Origin of the sequence: Catellatospora coxensis, assembly GCF_016862635.1 — a bacterium.
Taxonomy (GTDB): domain Bacteria; phylum Actinomycetota; class Actinomycetes; order Mycobacteriales; family Micromonosporaceae; genus Catellatospora; species Catellatospora coxensis.
This window is the reverse complement of the sequence record NZ_BONI01000037.1, coordinates 1-15362: the sequence shown is the minus strand read 5'-3', so window position 1 is coordinate 15362 and position 15362 is coordinate 1. Positions and strand designations below refer to the sequence as shown.

Below are 15362 nucleotides of genomic sequence, written 5' to 3'. Positions count from 1 at the left end.
TGCCGGTGATGCCCGCTCGCCTGCTCGCGGTGTGGGGTCGGCCCGGCGGGCATATAGTGCCGATCATGTGTACGGTCGCCGTCAGTTTCGAGCCGTCGTCGCCGGTGCCGCTGCTGGTGCTGGCCGTACGTGACGAGCTGCTGATGCGTCCGTGGGAGCCGCCGGCCGAGCACTGGCCGCGCCACCCGGGGTTGCTGGGCGGGATCGACCTGGTCGCCGGAGGCACCTGGCTGGCCGTGGATCCGGCCGCCCGCCGGGCCGCGTTCGTGCTCAACGGGCGCGGGCGGCTCGCCCCCGAACACGGCCGCCGCTCCCGCGGCGACCTGCCGCTACTGGCCGCCGCCGGGCTGACGGTTCCCGACGACCTGAGCACCTTCGACCCGTTCTACCTGATCATCGCCGACCTCACCGGGGCGGTGATGCTCGGCTGGGACGGCGACACCCGCACCGAGGCCGCCCTTCCGGCGGGCTACACGGTGATCGTCAACAGCGGCGAGGACCCCGCCGAGCCGCGCGCCGCGCACCTGTTGACAGCGCTACGCGCCGCCCCGCGACCGGACCCGGCTGACAGTTGGGGCGCCTGGCCCGCCCTGGCTGCAGGCGAGGGCATCGACCGCACCGACCCACGCGCTCTGATCCTGCGGCACACCTTCGGCGACGATCTGCGCTACGGCTCCAGCTCCGTCACCCTGCTCGCCCTCGGCCCCGACCTGGTCCGCTACGACTTCGCGGCGGTCCCCGACGAGCCCGGCCCGGCAACCTTCACCCAGATCGTCTAACCAACACCAGACCCCTCAAATCCCCCCTCCCACGCTCCGGCACCCGCCCCCAAGATCGCGACGATCTTGCGCGAACTGTTGCGGGTTTGCCCGCTACGGGTGTTTCGCCCCCACGGTTCACGCAAGATCGTCGCGATCGAGCGGTCACCAGTCGCGGCCGGCGGTCAGGGCCTCGCGGTCGTCGCCTCGGCGGGCGCAGAGGGCGGGAACGTCGATGCCGGTGTGGGTGATGACGTCCTCGATGTAGGCGCAGAGTTGCTCGCGCTCGCCGGTTTCGATGCGGGCGTGCTCCCGGTCGGCGTGGTTGAGGGCGAGCACGACCCGTTCGGCCGCGGCGAACAGGTCGTCATCGGACGGCCGGCGCAGGGCGGCGATCTCGGCCTCGTAGTCGGCCAGGGCGGCGTCGACCGCGTCGGTGAACTCCAGCGGCCACAGGCGCTCGGCGTAGGCGTCGTCGGGGGACAGCGTGCCCGCGGCGACGGCCTGCCGCTGCTCCAGCACGCGTTGCCGCCACTTGGCGGTCGGGCGTTCGATCATGGCCGGGAGTGTAGGGGCGACGGGCGACATCGAGGGACACGCGCAACCCTGGGGTTGCGCGTCGCGGCTCGATGTGCAACCCTGGAGTTGCACGACAATCGACAGCGTTGAAGGAGTCTGTTCATGAGCGAGGACCGCATCGAACGCGAGACCCTGATCGAGGCGTCCCTGGAGCGGGTCTGGACGCTGGTCGCCCAGCCCGGCTTCTGGGTGGCCGACAAGGCGAGCCTGCCGGGCACGGTGGCCGTGGCGGGGGAGTCGATGGTCGCGAAGAATCCGCACCACGGCGACTTCCCGGTCCGCGTGGAGAAGGTCGACCCGCCGCACTACCTCGCGTACCGCTGGGCCAGCGCCTTCCCGGGCGAGGAGCTGCGCGACGACAACAGCACCCTGGTCGAGTTCACGCTGACCGCGGAAGGCGCGAAGAAGACGCGCCTGCGCGTGGTGGAGAGCGGCTTCGCGGCGCTGGCCGCGCCCGAGGAGCAGCGCACCGGTGCGCACCGGGACAACTCGGGCGGCTGGCCGCTGGAGCTGGAGGCGCTCAAGGCACGGGCGGAAGAATCCTCCGTGTGACAGACCAGCACCACGGCGACGTCTCGCCGGTCGACGCCGTACTGGCGGCCCTAGCCGACCCGACCCGGCGGCAGCTGCTCGACCTGCTCGCCGTGCTGGGCGAGCCGACCGCGACGACGCTCGCCGAGCACCTTCCCATCTCGCGGCAGGCCATCGTCAAGCACCTCGCCGTGCTGGACGCCGCCGGCCTGGTCACCGGCCGCCGGGCCGGACGCGAGGTGCGGTACGCGGTGCGCCCGGCGGCGCTGACCATGACGGCCCGGTGGATGGCGGCGCTCGCCTCCGACTGGGACCGCCGCCTGGCGACCATCAAACGCCTCGCCGAAACGGCGGAGCAGGAAGCGGCCGCAGGGGAGGCGCATCCCGGCGGAGCCTGAACGGGGGAGGGAGCACGATGCGACTCGGGTACGCGGTGACGGCGGTGACGCTCGGGCTCGCGCTGTCCGGCTGGGTCCTGATGATCCGGCTCATGGACGGCATGGACCTGGGCCCGGCGACCCCGCTCGGTCCGATCGGGTTCTTCGTCGCCGGTTGGGCGTCGATGATCGCGGCGATGATGCTGCCGGGCGCGGTCCCGGCGGTCGTGCGCCGGGCACGCGACGGCACAGGCGCGGCGGTGCTGTTCGTCGCCGCGTACCTCGCCGTCTGGACGCTCGTCGGGGTCGGCGTCCACGTGCTGTACCGGCCGCACGGGCCGGTCGCCGCCGGGGTGCTGGTGATCGCGGCAGGCCTCTACGAGCTGACGCCGGTCAAGCGGCACTTCCGGCGGCGCTGCGGCGAGAGCGGGCACTCCGGGTTCGCGTACGGCCTGCACTGCGTGGGGTCGAGCACCGGCCTGATGCTCGTGCTGGTCGCGGTCGGGCTGATGAGCATCGGCTGGATGTGCGTGATCACCGCGCTGTGCCTGGCGCAGAAGCTGCTGCCCGCGCGGGCCGCCGTGGACGTGCCGCTGGCACTGGCGGTCGTGGCGCTCGGCGTGGTGCTCGTGACCGCGCCCGCGGTCGTGCCGGGGATCAACCCGCCGCCGTCCGGGGTGGACGGCGGCGGCCACCACCACTCGCACCACTGACGACAGAAGAGGTGAGCAATGATGATCGACCACAAGACAGGCACCAGGCAGGAGTGGCTCGCGGCCCGGCTGGAGCTGCTGGCCGCGGAGAAGGAGCTGACCCGGCGCAGTGACGAGGTGGCGCGGCAGCGCCAGGACCTGCCGTGGGTACGCGTGGACAAGGACTACCGCTTCGCGACCGACGACGGCGACGCCTCGCTGGCCGACCTGTTCGCGGCGCGCTCGCAGCTGCTCGTGTACCACTTCATGTTCGGCCCCGACTACCAGGCGGGCTGCCCGTCCTGCTCGGCGATCGCGGACGGCTTCGACGGCTCGGTCGTGCACCTGGCCAACCACGACGTGACCCTGTGCGCCGTGTCGCAGGCCCCGCTGGCGAAACTCCAGGACTACAAGAAGCGCATGGGGTGGAGCTTCCCGTGGGCGTCGTCGTTCGGCGGCGACTTCAACCACGACTACCACGTCACGCACACCGAGCAGGAGTGGCGGACGGGCGCGGTCGAGTACAACTTCCGCGCGATGGAGGTGACCCCGATCGGCGCGACCGACCTGCACCCGATGATGACGGAGATCTCGGCGTCGGTGGGCGTGGACTGGCCGACGTACCGGCAGCAGGGGCCCGGCATGAGCGCGTTCGTGCTGGACGACGGCGTCGTCTACCACACGTACTCGACCTACGAGCGCGGCGTGGACGCGCTGTGGGGCATGTACCAGTGGCTCGATCGGGCCCCGCTCGGGCGCAACGAGCAGGGCTTCTGGTGGCGCCGGCATGACGAGTACGACAACGACTGACCTGCGGCGCAACGGGGGGACGCGGTCGTGCCGGTGCCTGTCACCGGCACGACCGCGTCGTGTGCCTACGAACGCTGAAGTTCACCCAGGCAGGACCACTGGGCGGCGACCGGCTGGTAGCCCAGGCGGGCGTTGACGGCGAGCATCGGCGCGTTCGACTCGTCGTTGGAGGTGTACGCGACCGTCACGCCACCGGCGGCGGCCCGGTGCAGCGCCACGGTCTTGGCCAGCCGGGCCAGGCCGCGGCCGCGGTGCTCGGGCAGCGTGGCGGTCATGTCCGACCACATCCGCTCGCCGTCGCGCTTGACCAGCGTGAACGCCACGATGTCGCCGCCGTCGAGGGCCGCGACGCTGGCGTCCTTGTCCAGGCCGAGGTTGTTCCACACCTCGTAGCACCAGTCGTCGAACGAGATCGCGTCCGAGGGGATGTCGCCGGGCTCGTCGGAGCTGGCCGCGACGTACGCCGTGTAGAGCACCCGCTCGTCCAGCCCCGACAGCGGCACCACGGTGACGCCGTCCGGCGCGGCGGGCGGGGGCGGCGCGAGCCGGGTCTCCAGCATCGAGTAGCGCATGTCGCGGCTCGGGGTGAACCCGCGGTCGCGGGCGAAGTCCAGCGAGTCCGCCTGCGCCCAGGTGCGCACCCGCCGCACGCCGAGCGCGGACAGGTGCCGGGCGGCGGTGTCGAACAGCAGCGTGCCCGCGCCGCGGCGGCGGTGGCCGGGGTGCACGTGCAGCAGGGAGATCTCGCCGAATCCGGCCTCGGACGTGGTGACGTTCCGGAACGCCGAGGCCCAGCCGACGATCTCACCGCCGTCCTCGACCACGAACGCGGTCCAGTCGCCGGCCGGCGGTTCGGCGATCATCTGCCGGGTGGAGACGACCCCGCGCACCAGGTACGGGTACACGATCGCGCGTAAGGCGACCACGTCCGGGGCGTCGTCGGGCAGGGCGGTGCGGATTCTCATCCCGCCATCCTGACCCGGCCCACCATGATCCACAAATCCTTTACGGGACGGCGGGACGGCGGACGGGGAGTTAGCCTGCGGCGGTGCCGCTGACGTTCCCCTCGCACGCCGCGCTGCCACTGCCGCTGAAGCTGTGGCGTCCCCGCTGGTTCGACGGTGTCGCGCTGACCGTCGGCGCGGCCTCACCCGACCTCGCGTACGCCCTGGACGGGTCGGGCCTGCCGGTCTTCCCGCTGTCGCACCAGTGGCCGGGTCTGTTCCTGTTCTGCCTGCCGGTGACGCTGGCCGGGGCGCTGCTGGTGCGCCGGGCCGCGCCCGTGGTCGCCGCACACCTGCCCCGCCGACCCGGCGCGCTGGCGCTGCGCGACTACGGCGTGCTCGGCGCGACCCGGCCCGCGCTCGCGGTCAGCATGGCGTCGGCGCTGCTCGCCGCCGCGAGCCACCTGGCCTGGGACCGCGTCACCGAGCCCGCGCCGGTGCTGGACCTGGCGTCCACGGTGGGCGGCGCGCTCGCGGCGCCGGCGCTGGCCCTGCATGTCGGCCGCCACCGGCTGCTGCGCGCCTGGCACGGCACAGCACCGGCTCGGCCGGCGCGGCACGGACTGTTCTGGACCGTCGCCGCCGTGGTCACCGCCGCCTCGGCGGCGCTGTCGTCCCGGCTGCCCGGGGCGTTCCTGCTGCACACCACGGGTGCGCGCCTGCTGCTCGGGCTGGCCCTGGGCCTGGCGGCCGGCGCCGCGGCGACGGTGCTGGTGCCGCCCCGGCCGCGCCCGGGCGTCCAGGTCACCCGGGCAGACTGAGGCACACGGTGATCAGGCGACGCGCAGCCGCGCGCCGTCGATGCCGACGACGTCGCCGCGGTGCAGCTGGCGGCCGCGGCGCACCTCGACCTCGCCGTTCACGGTCACCTCACCGGCGGCGATGCGCAGTTTCGCCTCGCCCCCGGTCTCGATCACGGAGGCGAGCTTCAGGAACTGGCCCAGGCGGATCATGTCATCGCGGATCGGTACGTCGGTCACGGTGCCATCTTCCTCCAGCACCGGCCCGTCGATGCGCACCGGCCGTCAGATCGCGGTGAGGAACGCGTGCAGCGCCCGGTGGTACGGCACGATCGAGGCCAGGTCGGCGTACTCCTCGGGGCCGTGCAGGCCCGCGCCGCCGATGCCGAAGATCACCGCGTCGATGCCGCGCTGGGAGTAGAAGCGCCCGTCGGCCGCGCCGTGCTTGCGCAGGAACCCGGCCGGGTAGCCCTGCGCCCGCGCCGCCTGCTGCAGCGCTCGCACCTCGGGTGAGTCCCGGTCGGCGTGGTGCGGGGCGTCGGCGTGCTCGACCGCCACCGTCACGCCCGGCCCGCAGATCTCGCCCAGGTGCGCGGCGATCTGCTCGGCGGTGCGCCCGTCGAAACCGGGCTCGCCGGGCGGGAACCGGATGTCCAGCCAGGCCTCGGCCAGCGCCGGGACCTGGTTGAACGCGGTGTTCGGGGTGTCCAGCCGGGCCAGGTTCACCGTCGTGGCCCAGGCCTCCGCGGTCGGCAGCGGGTACGCCGCGTGCAGCGCCGCGACCGCGTTCGTCAGCCGCAGCAGCGCGTTGTCGCCCTGCCACGGGTACGCGCTGTGCGCCGCGCGGCCGGTCGCGGTCAGCCGCGCCTGCGCGATGCCCTTCGAGTCGGTGACGATCTCCAGGCCGCTGAACTCGCCGATGACCACGAACTGCCCGGTGACCCCCTGCTCCAGCTGGTGCAGGGTGCCGTTGCGCCCGCCGATCTCCTCGTCGGTGACCAGCTGCAGCGCCAGCGGGTACGGCAGCGTCGGCGCGAGCTCGGCGAACACGTGCGCCAGCACCAGCGCCGAGATCTTCATGTCCTGCGCGCCGCGGGCGTACAGGCGCTCGCCCTCGCGGCGCGGGATGAACTGGTCCGGCGTCGCGGGCACCACGTCCAGGTGCCCGTTGAGGATCACCCGGAACTCCGGGCGGCCCGCGCCCGTGTCGTGGTAGAGCAGCGCGCTCGGCTTGCCCGCGGACTCGAACCGCTCCACAGCGAACCCCGGCCCGACCGTGTCGAGGACGAGGTCCAGCGCGCGGTGCAGCTGGTCGGGGCGGTCGGCGGTCGACGGCACGGCGAGCAGCGCCTCGGCCGTACGCAGAAAGGACTCCAGCTCCACCCCGTCATCCTGCCGCACGCGGCCGCATCGGGCATACTGCCGACGTGATCGGATCATGATGGTCGGCACGCTCGCGGCGCTGCGGCGCTTTCCCGTGAAGTCGCTGCTCGGCGAGTCGCTCACCGAGGCCGTGGTGCAGGAGCGCGGGATCACCGGGGACCGCCGCTGGGCGGTGCGCGGCGCGGACGGCCGGTTCGGCAGCGGCAAGTCCACCCGCCGGTTCCGGCAGATGGACGGGTTGTTCCAGCTGGCGGCGCGCTATGACGGCGCGGTGCCGGTGCTGCGGTTCCCGTCCGGCAAGCACGTCCGCGGCGACGATCCCGGGGTGCACGCGGCGCTGAGCAGCCACGTCGGCGAGCCGGTGACGCTGACCGCCGAGGAGGACGTGTCGCACTTCGACGAGGGTCCGCTGCATGTGCTGACCACGGCCTCGCTGCGCCACCTGGGCGCGGTGCTGGGCGGTCCGGTCGACCCGCGGCGCTTCCGAGCCAACCTCGTGATCGACGTCCCGGCCGTGTCCGGCCGGTTGGAGCGCGGCTGGCTCGGGCAGGTGCTGCAACTCGGCGATGAGGTGGTGCTGCGGGTGACCCGCCCGATGCCCCGCTGCGTGATGGTCAACAACGCGCAGGAGGACCTGCCGTACGACGGGCGGATCCTGCGCGCCGTCGCGACCGCCGACGAGCTGACGTTCGGCGTGCTCGCCCATGTGGAGCGCGAGGGAACGGTCCGGTTCGGCGACCCTGTCGTACGCCGCGGTTAGCATCGGCGGCGATGGACGCACTTGCCCTGGCCTCGTGGCGGATGCACAACCTCGGCCTGCACGCCCCCGTCGACGCCGCACCCGGTGACGTGGTCGGCCGCCTCGGGGCGGTGCAGTCGCAGGACTACGGCCCGGCGACCTGGTCGCTCGGCGAGCGCATCACCGCCGCCCAGGAGGACCGGGTGCACCGGGACTTCGCCGACGGCGCCCTGCTGCGCACCCACGTGCTGCGGCCGACGTGGCACTTCGTCACGCCGGACGACATCGGCTGGGTGCTGGCGCTGACCGGCCCGCGGGTGCATCAGCTCAACGCGTACTACTACCGGCAGCTCGGCCTCGACGAGCAGCTGCGCGCCCGCTGCGACGCGCTGCTGGTCGAGGCGCTGACCGGCACGCAGCTGACCCGCAAGGAGCTGACCGCGCTGGTCCAGGCGGCGGGCATCGGCACCGAGGGCTTCCGGATGGCGTACATCCTGATGAACGCCGAACTCAACGGCCTGATCTGCAGCGGCGCGATGAAGGGCAAGCAGCACACGTACGCGCTGCTGGCCGAGCGCGCGCCGCGGGCACGGGTGCTCGACCCGGACGCCGCGCTGGCCGAGCTGACCCTGCGCTACTTCAGCAGCCACGGCCCGGCCACCGTGAAGGACTTCCGCTGGTGGTCCAGCCTCACCCAGGCCGAGATCCGCCGCGGCCTGGGCATGGTCCGCGACCGGGTGCGCAGCGTGGAGGTCGACGGGCTGACGTACTGGCACTCCGGGGAGCCGGTGCCGCCGCCGACCGCGGACGGCCCCGTGGCGCACCTGCTCCAGGGCTACGACGAGTACATCGTCGGCTATGCGGAGAGCAAGCACCTGCTCGACATCGCGGGCGTGGGCGGCGGGCAGCGCTGGGACCGTCCCGTCTACAACGGTGTGCTGATCATCGACAGCCAGGTCGCCGGGCACTGGAAACGCACCGTCGGCCGGGCCGAGGTCGCGTTCGAGGTGCTGGTCTACGCCCCGCTCGACGCCGACCGGGCCGCGGCGGTGCAGGCCGCCGCCGACCACCAGGGCCGCTTCCTCGGCCTGCCCGCCATGGTCACCACGACGGTCCTCTGAAGGTCACCTGCCGAGCATCCGCGGTCCGAGCACGGTCGCACCGGCCCGCTCGGCCAGCCACTGCGCTCGCTCGTCCTCCCGGGTGTGAACCCACACGGTGTGGTCGCCCGCGTAGGTCTCGTCGAACAGCCCGGCGCTGTTGACCGTGATCTCCACCCCGGCGTACTTCACGCAGTCGTCGAGGTCGAGTTCGTCCACCGGTGGCCACCGGACGTCCCAGTTGACGGCGCCCACGTCGGAGCCGATCGCCGCCAGGAAGCCCTCCTCGACGGTGCCGGGCGCCACGTGCTCGGCGAACAGGTGGATACGCACGTCGGCGAGGTGGCGCAGCGGCTCCGCGTCGCGGAGGTCCAGCTGGCCCACCGAGAGGCTCCCGAGGTCTCCGGACAGCTGCCGCGCCGGGTCCTTGACCAGTGGCGCGAGGGCGCCGACCAGCGCGTCCAGCTGCGACGGCGTGGCCTGTTCCCGCAGCTGAGCCTCGGCGAGCGCCGCGTAGCGGGGCAGCGCGCACGCTGCGGTCACCGCCCACAGGTCGGCCTCGTCCACCCGTCGCGCCAGCGACAGCAGCCGCAGTGCGAGGGCATACGCCTCGCCGAGGTCGGGGGTGCGCAGCACGGGGTACATGTACGAGTTGCCCATGGCGGGGCAGTCTGACAGCCCCGCACCGTCGCCGCGACCGGGTTATCCGCGTACCGCGCCGGAGTTCTTGTCGGCCATCAGCCCGGCGGTGTCGACGGCCTCGAAGTCGGCGCCCTGCAGGTTCTTCAGCGCGCGCAGCGCGTCGTTGGACCAGCGGTCGTCCGGCGCGCCCGACAGGTACCACGGCGAGCCGTTGTCGGCGACGATCACGCCGTACTTCTTCATCGCCTCGGCGATGACCCGGGCCTGCTTGGGCAGCTTCGACGTGTCGACGCTCGCCTTCAGCCGCAGCCGCAGGCCCATCGGCGGCAGGTTCGCATCCGACGAGCTGGACGCGGCGTGCCGGGCCGGCCAGACGTAGGTGTTGCGGGAGCGGGGCACGGTGATGCGCAGCGCGTGCGTGATGCGCCCCGCGGCGACCTCCTCGTAGCGGACCAGCCCGGCGAAGATGGACAGTCCCGCCGCGTCGGCCGAGGTCCAGCCCGCCGGGCGCAGCTTGTTGGAGCGCAGGTCGTAGATCGCGCCGGAGCCGGCCCGCCAGCCCGCGCCGGCCGGGTACGCCGCGTACAGCTCGTACACCTTGCAGGCGGCGGCGTCGTACAGGATGACGTGCCGGTCGCCGTCGCTGCTCCGCCCGCCCTCGACCTTCGCGTCAGCCGGGACGGGGTAGGGGCCCTTGTCGCTCTCGCCCGCGTACTCGAAGCTGACTTTGACGGTCTTCTGGCCGGGCTTGACGGCCGTGACGGGGATGCCGATCGGCGCGCCCTCCCACAGGCCCGCGCCGAAGTCGGGGTGCATGTGCGCGGTCGCGCCGATGCTGTTCACCAGCGCGCCCGAGGAGCGGTGCACGGGCAGCTTCGACACGTCGGCGCGCCATACGCTGCTGGCGGGGAAGACCCCGCACGGCCCGGCGGTGGGGGAGGCCGAGGCGACCGCGCTGGGGCTCACGGCGGTGGTGGCCGAGGGCGCCGCGGTGCCGGAGGGCAGCACGAAGGCCGGATCGGACGGTCCCGCCGCGCCCGGGGCGGTGCTGCCGCAGGCGGCGAGTCCGAGCGTGGCGGCCAGGGCGGTCAGTCGCAGCACGAGAGATCGGGAGAGCACGCGCAGAATCTAGTGCCGGCCCGCGGGCGGGGCACAGCCACCGTCCTGTTGCAGGGATTATGGCCGGTAGGTGAGGTTTGTCCGCGTAACCTCGGTACATGCTCAAAGCCGCACGCGCGCTGTCGTGGTGGGCGCTGATCCCGCCGATCTGCGTGATCGTGCTCGTGGCGGCCTGGGGGCACAAGGTCGGCGGCGTGGGCCTGGTGATCGTCGGTATCGCGCTGGTCGCCGCCGTCGTGGTCGCCGTGCACCATGCCGAGGTCGTCGCGCACCACGTCGGCGAGCCGTTCGGCACGCTCATCCTCGCCGTCGCGGTCACCGCCATCGAGGTCGGACTGATCATCATGCTGATGTCGTCCGCCCCGGAGGGCCCTTCCACGCTGGCCCGGGACACGGTCTTCGCGGCCTTCATGATCGTGTGCAACGGCGTGGTCGGACTCTGCCTGCTCGTCGGCGGGCTGCGGCACCGCGAGGTCGAGTTCCACGTGGAAGGGGTGACCGCCACCCTGGCCACGCTGACCACCGTCGCGGTCCTCGCCCTGGTGCTGCCCTCGTTCACCACCAGCAGTCCCGGCCCGACCTACTCCGGGCCGCAACTCGCCTTCGCCGGCATCGCCTCACTGCTGCTCTACGGGGCGTTCGTCTTCGTGCAGACGATCCGGCACCGCCACTACTTCCTGCCGCTGGAGACCGACGACGACGACCACGGCGTCCCGCCCGGCCGCAGGACCGCCGTGGTCAGCCTGCTCATGCTCCTGCTCTGCCTGGTCGCCGTGGTCGGCCTGGCGAAGGTCGAGTCCCCGGCCATCGAGCACTTCGTGGCGGTCGCGGGCGCCCCCCGGGCCGTGGTCGGCGTCGTCATCGCGCTGCTGGTGCTCCTGCCGGAAACCGCGGCGGCGGTCCGAGCGGCCTCCCGCAACAAGATCCAGACCAGCTTCAACCTGGCCCTCGGTTCGGCGGTGGCCAGCATCGGCCTGACCATCCCCGCCATCGCCCTCGCCTCGATCTGGCTGAAGAACACCCTCGTGCTCGGCCTCGACCCGAAGGAGACGGTGCTGCTCGCCATCACCGTCGTGGTCACCACCCTCACCGTCGCCCCCGGCCGCGCCACCCTGATGCAAGGCATGGTCCACCTGACCATCTTCGGCGTCTTCCTCTTCCTCTCCTTCGTCCCCTAACCCCCGCCCCGCCCGCCCCATGATCACGATGATCTTGCGTGAACTGTTGCCGTTTTACGGCATTCGGGCGTGTCGTACCCACAGTTCGAGCAAGATCGTTGCCGCGGGGGTGGGGCAGGGCGGGGGTTAGGGTTTGAGGCGGGTTACGGCTTCGGCGAGGATTTCGGGGCGTTTGCAGAAGGCGAAGCGGATCAGGTGGCGGCCGGCTTCCTTGTCGTCGTAGAAGACCTGGGAGGGGATCGCCACGACGCCGCTGCGTTCGGGGAGGGCGAGGCAGAAGTCGACGCCGTCGGTGCCGCCGAGGGGGCGGATGTCGGTGGTGATGAAGTAGGTGCCTTCAGCCTGGAGGACGCCGAAGCCGGCGGCGGCGAGGCCGGCGCGCAGCTGGTCGCGCTGGGACTGCAGGCTCGCCGTGAAGCCGGTGAAGTACGTGTCGGGCAGGTTCAGGGCGACCGCGACCGCGGGTTGCAGCGGGCCGGCGTTGACGAAGGTGAGGAACTGCTTGACCCGGAGCACCGCGGAGACCAGCGACGCCGGGCCGCTGGCCCAGCCGACCTTCCAGCCGGTGCAGGAGAAAGTCTTGCCGGCCGAGGAGATGCGCAGGGTGCGCTCGCGCATGCCGGGCAGGGTCGCCAGCGGGACGTGCGGGGAGCCGGCGTCGTCGAAGACCAGGTGCTCGTAGACCTCGTCGGTGACGGCGTACGCGCCGAACTCCTGGCACAGGTCGGCGACCAGCCGCAGCTCGTCGCGGGTGAACACCTTGCCGGTCGGGTTGTGCGGGGAGTTGAGCAGCACCAGCCTGGTACGCGGCCCGAACGCGGCGCGCAGCTGGTCGGGGTCGAACGCGTACCGGCCGTCGGGTCCCGGGCGCAGGGTCACCGGGCGGCGGACGGCCCGCGCCAGCGCGATGCTCGCGGCGTACGAGTCGTAGTAGGGCTCGAAGCAGACGACCTCGTCACCGGGCTCGCACAGGGCGAGGATCGCCGCCGCGATCGCCTCGGTGGCCCCGGCGGTGACGACGACCTCGCCGTCCGGGTCGTAATCCAGCCCCCAGAACCGGCGCTGGTGCGCCGCGACGGCCTCGCGCAGCACGGGCATGCCCGGCCCCGGCGGGTACTGGTTGAACCCGCCGCGCAGCGCGACAGCCGCCGCGTCCAGCATCTCCGCGGGCCCGTCCGTGTCCGGGAAGCCCTGCCCGAGGTTCACCGCCCCGGTCTTCACCGCGAGCGCCGACATCGTCGCGAAGATCGTCGTGCCGAACGGCCGCATCCGCTCCACAAGCGGATCGACCCCGAACCCACCAACCATGCCCCCATCCTCACCCACGCCCCCCGACGACCGCGGATCGGCGTGCGGTTTCGGGGAAGCCGCACCTGCGACCCGGCGGATGGGCGCGGTTTCCCCGAAACCGCGGGGCGACGCGCGGGCGGCGCGTGTCACGTCATCGACCTGGTCTGCTGTTAGCGTCGGGGGTACCGCTGTGTTTCCTGACCTGGAGAGATGTCATGCCTTCGACCATCCGCAGGGCCGTGATCCCCGCCGCGGGGCTCGGCTCCCGGCTGCTTCCCCTGACCAAGGCGATCCCGAAGGAGATGCTGCCCGTCGGCGACAAGCCGGTGATCGAGCACACCGTGCGCGAGCTGGTGGCCTCCGGCATCACCGACATCACGATCGTGATCTCGGGCGGCAAGTCGCTGATCCAGGACCACTTCCGGCCCAACCCGGCGCTGGTGGAGCAGCTGCGCGCCGACGGCAAGACCGCGTACGCCGACGCCGTCGAGGAGATCGCCGAGCTGGCCCAGCAGGGGCACATCACGTACCTCGACCAGCACGGCCCGTACGGCAACGGCACGCCGGTGCTCAACGCGGCCCGCAACTTCGACGACGAGCCGATGCTGGTGCTGTGGCCCGACGACGTGTTCGTCGCCGAGGTGCCCCGCGCCCAGCAGCTGATCCGCGCGTACGAGGCGACGAACTGCCCCGTGCTGGCCCTCATGCCGATGGATCCGGAGCACTCGCAGCGCTACGGGGTTCCCGTGGTCAAGGAGGACCTGGACGGCGGCCTGATGCGCATCACGGGCCTGATGGAGAAGCCGAAGCCGAAGGACGCGCCGTCGGCGTTCGCGGCGATCGGCGGCTACGTCGTCACCCCGGGCATCATCGACGAGCTGCGCGAGCAGACCCAGCGCTGGTATGAGCGCCGCACCGGCGAGGTCTACCTGACCGACGCGATCAACGCGTACGCGTCCACCCGCGCCGTGTACGGGCAGGTCATCTCGGGCCGCTGGTACGACACCGGCAACCCGGCCGACTACCTGGTCGCGCAGATGGCGACGGCCCTGGCGCACCCGGAGTACGGCCCGCTGCTGCGCGGCATGGCCGCCGACCTGGACACGCCCACGCGCTGAACGGCAGTGCGGGCCCCGGCACGGTGCCGGGGCCCGCACTGTCTCACCGGACCTAGAGGGTCAGGGTCCAGCTGTTGATGTAGCCGGTGTCGGCCGACGCGGCGTCCTGGACCCGCAGGTTCCAGGTGCCGTTCTTCACCTCGGTCGACAGGTTGACGGTGTAGGTCTGGTTGATGTTGTCGGTGCTGCCGCCGGCCCGGTTGTGCAGCACGTAGGTGCTGCCGTCCGGCGCGACCAGGGTGACGACCAGGTCACCGATGTAGGTGTGCACGATGTTCACCGCGACCGTGGAGGTGGACGACGCGTTGCCCGAGCAGCCCGCGATCGTGATCGCGCTGTTGACGGTGGTGTTGTCCGGGATCGTGACGTCGGTGCCGTTGGTTCCCGAGCACGCCGGCGGGGTGCTGCCGCCCAGGTTCAGCGTCCACGTGTCGATGGTGCCCGTGTCGGCCGACGCCGCGTCCTGCACCCGCAGCTTCCAGGTGCCGTTGGCGGCCTCGCCGGACAGGTTCACCGTGTACGTCTGGCTGATGTTGTCGGCGCTGCCGCCGGTCCGGTTGTGCAGCAGGTACGTGCTGCCGTCCGGCGCGACCAGGTTCACCACCAGGTCACCGATGTAGGTGTGCAGGATGTTCACCGCGACCGTGCTGGCCGAGCCGCCGTTGCCGGCGCAGCCGGAGATGGTGATCGAGGACTCGACGGTGGTGTTGTCCGGGACCGCCACGTCGGTGGAGTTGGTGCCGGAGCAGCCGGGCGGGCCGTTGACGGTCAGGTTGAACGTCGTGGTCCTGGTCGAGCCGGTGCCCGTGCCGGTGATGGTCACCGGGTAGGTGCCGGGCGGGGTGGTCGACGTGGTGGCGATCGTCAGCGTCGAGGCGCCGCCCGCCGAGTTGATCGAGGACGGGCTGAACGACGCGGTCGCGCCGCCGGGCAGGCCGCTCGCGGTCAGGTTGACCGTCTGCGCGCTGCCGTTGGTCAGGGTGGCGGTGATGGTGCTGCTGACCGAGCTGCCGGGGTTGACCGAGCCCGAGCCGGGTGCGGCGGCGAGGGAGAAGTCGTTGCCGGCGGGGCAGGCGGCGTCGTTGCCGGCCACGTTGACCGCCGTCCAGGCGGCCTGGACGGTCTTGTACTCCACCGAGCACAGGCCGTAGAGGTCGGTCGCCGCGGACAGCGTGTAGGCGCGGGAGGTGTTGGCCGGGCTGGCGGTGTTCACGTAGCGGGTGCTGGAGGTGAAGTACACGTCCAGGGCGCGGTACCAGATCTTCTCGGCCTTGGTGCGGCCGATGCCGACCACGGCCGGGG

The 15362-nt window shown here is 72.3% G+C and carries 18 protein-coding genes; 10 read left to right on the top strand and 8 right to left on the bottom strand.

What is annotated here, in order from left to right:
- The first annotated feature begins 65 nt into the window (after positions 1-65).
- Positions 66-779: an NRDE family protein gene (locus Cco03nite_RS21635; RefSeq protein ID WP_203693988.1), complete on the top strand. Its 714-nt coding sequence runs from the start codon at positions 66-68 to the stop codon at positions 777-779.
- Between the two features lie 144 nt (positions 780-923).
- Here the strand turns inward: Cco03nite_RS21635 and Cco03nite_RS21630 are convergent, their stop codons facing one another.
- A complete protein-coding gene (locus tag Cco03nite_RS21630) occupies positions 924-1316 on the bottom strand; it encodes a hypothetical protein (protein WP_203693987.1) in 393 nt (130 codons plus the stop codon).
- 123 nt (positions 1317-1439) lie between these two features.
- Here Cco03nite_RS21630 and Cco03nite_RS21625 point away from each other — a divergent pair, with 123 nt between their 5' ends.
- Genes Cco03nite_RS21625 through Cco03nite_RS21610 form a run of 4 tightly spaced genes read left to right on the top strand, consistent with a single transcriptional unit; the run spans position 1440 to position 3747 of the window.
- Positions 1440-1889 carry an SRPBCC domain-containing protein gene (locus Cco03nite_RS21625; RefSeq protein ID WP_203693986.1) on the top strand — a complete coding sequence of 150 codons (450 nt, stop codon included), beginning with the start codon at positions 1440-1442 and terminating at the stop codon, positions 1887-1889.
- Positions 1886-2266 (top strand): ArsR/SmtB family transcription factor, encoded by a 381-nt coding sequence (locus tag Cco03nite_RS21620; protein ID WP_203693985.1) that lies wholly within the window; start codon positions 1886-1888, stop codon positions 2264-2266. Before Cco03nite_RS21625 ends, Cco03nite_RS21620 begins: the two co-directional genes overlap by 4 nt.
- Positions 2267-2283: 17 nt before the next feature.
- A complete protein-coding gene (locus Cco03nite_RS21615; protein ID WP_203693984.1) occupies positions 2284-2958 on the top strand; it encodes a DUF2182 domain-containing protein in 675 nt (224 codons plus the stop codon).
- Positions 2959-2979: 21 nt separating this feature from the next.
- Positions 2980-3747 (top strand): DUF899 domain-containing protein, encoded by a 768-nt coding sequence (locus Cco03nite_RS21610; RefSeq protein ID WP_203693983.1) that lies wholly within the window; start codon positions 2980-2982, stop codon positions 3745-3747.
- A 65-nt stretch (positions 3748-3812) separates the two neighbouring features.
- On the opposite strand, the gene Cco03nite_RS21605 is transcribed toward Cco03nite_RS21610, so the two are convergent.
- The gene (locus Cco03nite_RS21605) at positions 3813-4712 is read right to left on the bottom strand and encodes a GNAT family N-acetyltransferase (RefSeq protein ID WP_203693982.1); all 900 of its coding nucleotides are present in this window, start codon (positions 4710-4712) and stop codon (positions 3813-3815) included.
- An 83-nt stretch (positions 4713-4795) separates the two neighbouring features.
- Between Cco03nite_RS21605 and Cco03nite_RS21600 the strand changes: the two genes are divergently transcribed.
- Positions 4796-5512 carry a DUF4184 family protein gene (locus tag Cco03nite_RS21600; protein WP_203693981.1) on the top strand — a complete coding sequence of 239 codons (717 nt, stop codon included), beginning with the start codon at positions 4796-4798 and terminating at the stop codon, positions 5510-5512.
- Between the two features lie 12 nt (positions 5513-5524).
- Here Cco03nite_RS21600 and Cco03nite_RS21595 read toward each other — a convergent pair whose 3' ends face one another.
- Together Cco03nite_RS21595 and Cco03nite_RS21590 are read right to left on the bottom strand one after the other, a co-directional pair.
- Positions 5525-5731: an RNA-binding S4 domain-containing protein gene (locus Cco03nite_RS21595; protein WP_203693980.1), complete on the bottom strand. Its 207-nt coding sequence runs from the start codon at positions 5729-5731 to the stop codon at positions 5525-5527.
- A 45-nt stretch (positions 5732-5776) separates the two neighbouring features.
- Positions 5777-6892 (bottom strand): M20 family metallopeptidase, encoded by a 1116-nt coding sequence (locus tag Cco03nite_RS21590; RefSeq protein WP_239167546.1) that lies wholly within the window; start codon positions 6890-6892, stop codon positions 5777-5779.
- A 37-nt stretch (positions 6893-6929) separates the two neighbouring features.
- On the opposite strand from Cco03nite_RS21590, the gene Cco03nite_RS21585 reads away from it, so the two are divergent.
- Together Cco03nite_RS21585 and Cco03nite_RS21580 are read left to right on the top strand one after the other, a co-directional pair.
- Positions 6930-7634: an MOSC domain-containing protein gene (locus Cco03nite_RS21585; RefSeq protein ID WP_239167545.1), complete on the top strand. Its 705-nt coding sequence runs from the start codon at positions 6930-6932 to the stop codon at positions 7632-7634.
- 11 nt (positions 7635-7645) lie between these two features.
- A complete protein-coding gene (locus Cco03nite_RS21580) occupies positions 7646-8734 on the top strand; it encodes a winged helix DNA-binding domain-containing protein (protein WP_203693978.1) in 1089 nt (362 codons plus the stop codon).
- Between the two features lie 3 nt (positions 8735-8737).
- On the opposite strand, the gene Cco03nite_RS21575 is transcribed toward Cco03nite_RS21580, so the two are convergent.
- Both Cco03nite_RS21575 and Cco03nite_RS21570 read right to left on the bottom strand, forming a co-directional pair.
- Entirely contained in the window at positions 8738-9373 is a 636-nt protein-coding gene (locus Cco03nite_RS21575) for a hypothetical protein (protein ID WP_203693977.1), read from the bottom strand.
- A gap of 42 nt (positions 9374-9415) precedes the next feature.
- Positions 9416-10474 carry a hypothetical protein gene (locus Cco03nite_RS21570; protein WP_203693976.1) on the bottom strand — a complete coding sequence of 353 codons (1059 nt, stop codon included), beginning with the start codon at positions 10472-10474 and terminating at the stop codon, positions 9416-9418.
- Positions 10475-10572: 98 nt separating this feature from the next.
- Here Cco03nite_RS21570 and Cco03nite_RS21565 point away from each other — a divergent pair, with 98 nt between their 5' ends.
- Positions 10573-11652 (top strand): calcium:cation antiporter, encoded by a 1080-nt coding sequence (locus Cco03nite_RS21565; protein ID WP_203693975.1) that lies wholly within the window; start codon positions 10573-10575, stop codon positions 11650-11652.
- Between the two features lie 126 nt (positions 11653-11778).
- On the opposite strand, the gene Cco03nite_RS21560 is transcribed toward Cco03nite_RS21565, so the two are convergent.
- Positions 11779-12960: a pyridoxal phosphate-dependent aminotransferase gene (locus Cco03nite_RS21560; protein ID WP_203693974.1), complete on the bottom strand. Its 1182-nt coding sequence runs from the start codon at positions 12958-12960 to the stop codon at positions 11779-11781.
- A 197-nt stretch (positions 12961-13157) separates the two neighbouring features.
- Between Cco03nite_RS21560 and Cco03nite_RS21555 the strand changes: the two genes are divergently transcribed.
- Positions 13158-14060, top strand: a complete 903-nt coding sequence (locus Cco03nite_RS21555; RefSeq protein WP_203693973.1) for a UTP--glucose-1-phosphate uridylyltransferase — start codon at positions 13158-13160, stop codon at positions 14058-14060.
- A gap of 52 nt (positions 14061-14112) precedes the next feature.
- Here the strand turns inward: Cco03nite_RS21555 and Cco03nite_RS21550 are convergent.
- Positions 14113-15362 (bottom strand): proprotein convertase P-domain-containing protein (locus tag Cco03nite_RS21550; protein ID WP_203693972.1); only part of this gene is annotated, 1250 nt, incomplete at its 5' end.

Bases quoted from the DNA above. Each gene is read 5' to 3' on its own strand.
- Cco03nite_RS21635 (WP_203693988.1), top strand. From the start codon at position 66: ATGTGTACGGTCGCCGTCAGTTTCGAGCCGTCGTCGCCGGTGCCGCTG.
- Cco03nite_RS21630 (WP_203693987.1), bottom strand. From the start codon at position 1,316: ATGATCGAACGCCCGACCGCCAAGTGGCGGCAACGCGTGCTGGAGCAG.
- Cco03nite_RS21625 (WP_203693986.1), top strand. From the start codon at position 1,440: ATGAGCGAGGACCGCATCGAACGCGAGACCCTGATCGAGGCGTCCCTG.
- Cco03nite_RS21615 (WP_203693984.1), top strand. From the start codon at position 2,284: ATGCGACTCGGGTACGCGGTGACGGCGGTGACGCTCGGGCTCGCGCTG.
- Cco03nite_RS21610 (WP_203693983.1), top strand. From the start codon at position 2,980: ATGATCGACCACAAGACAGGCACCAGGCAGGAGTGGCTCGCGGCCCGG.
- Cco03nite_RS21605 (WP_203693982.1), bottom strand. From the start codon at position 4,712: ATGAGAATCCGCACCGCCCTGCCCGACGACGCCCCGGACGTGGTCGCC.
- Cco03nite_RS21585 (WP_239167545.1), top strand. From the start codon at position 6,930: ATGATGGTCGGCACGCTCGCGGCGCTGCGGCGCTTTCCCGTGAAGTCG.
- Cco03nite_RS21580 (WP_203693978.1), top strand. From the start codon at position 7,646: ATGGACGCACTTGCCCTGGCCTCGTGGCGGATGCACAACCTCGGCCTG.
- Cco03nite_RS21575 (WP_203693977.1), bottom strand. From the start codon at position 9,373: ATGGGCAACTCGTACATGTACCCCGTGCTGCGCACCCCCGACCTCGGC.
- Cco03nite_RS21565 (WP_203693975.1), top strand. From the start codon at position 10,573: ATGCTCAAAGCCGCACGCGCGCTGTCGTGGTGGGCGCTGATCCCGCCG.
- Cco03nite_RS21560 (WP_203693974.1), bottom strand. From the start codon at position 12,960: ATGGTTGGTGGGTTCGGGGTCGATCCGCTTGTGGAGCGGATGCGGCCG.
- Cco03nite_RS21555 (WP_203693973.1), top strand. From the start codon at position 13,158: ATGCCTTCGACCATCCGCAGGGCCGTGATCCCCGCCGCGGGGCTCGGC.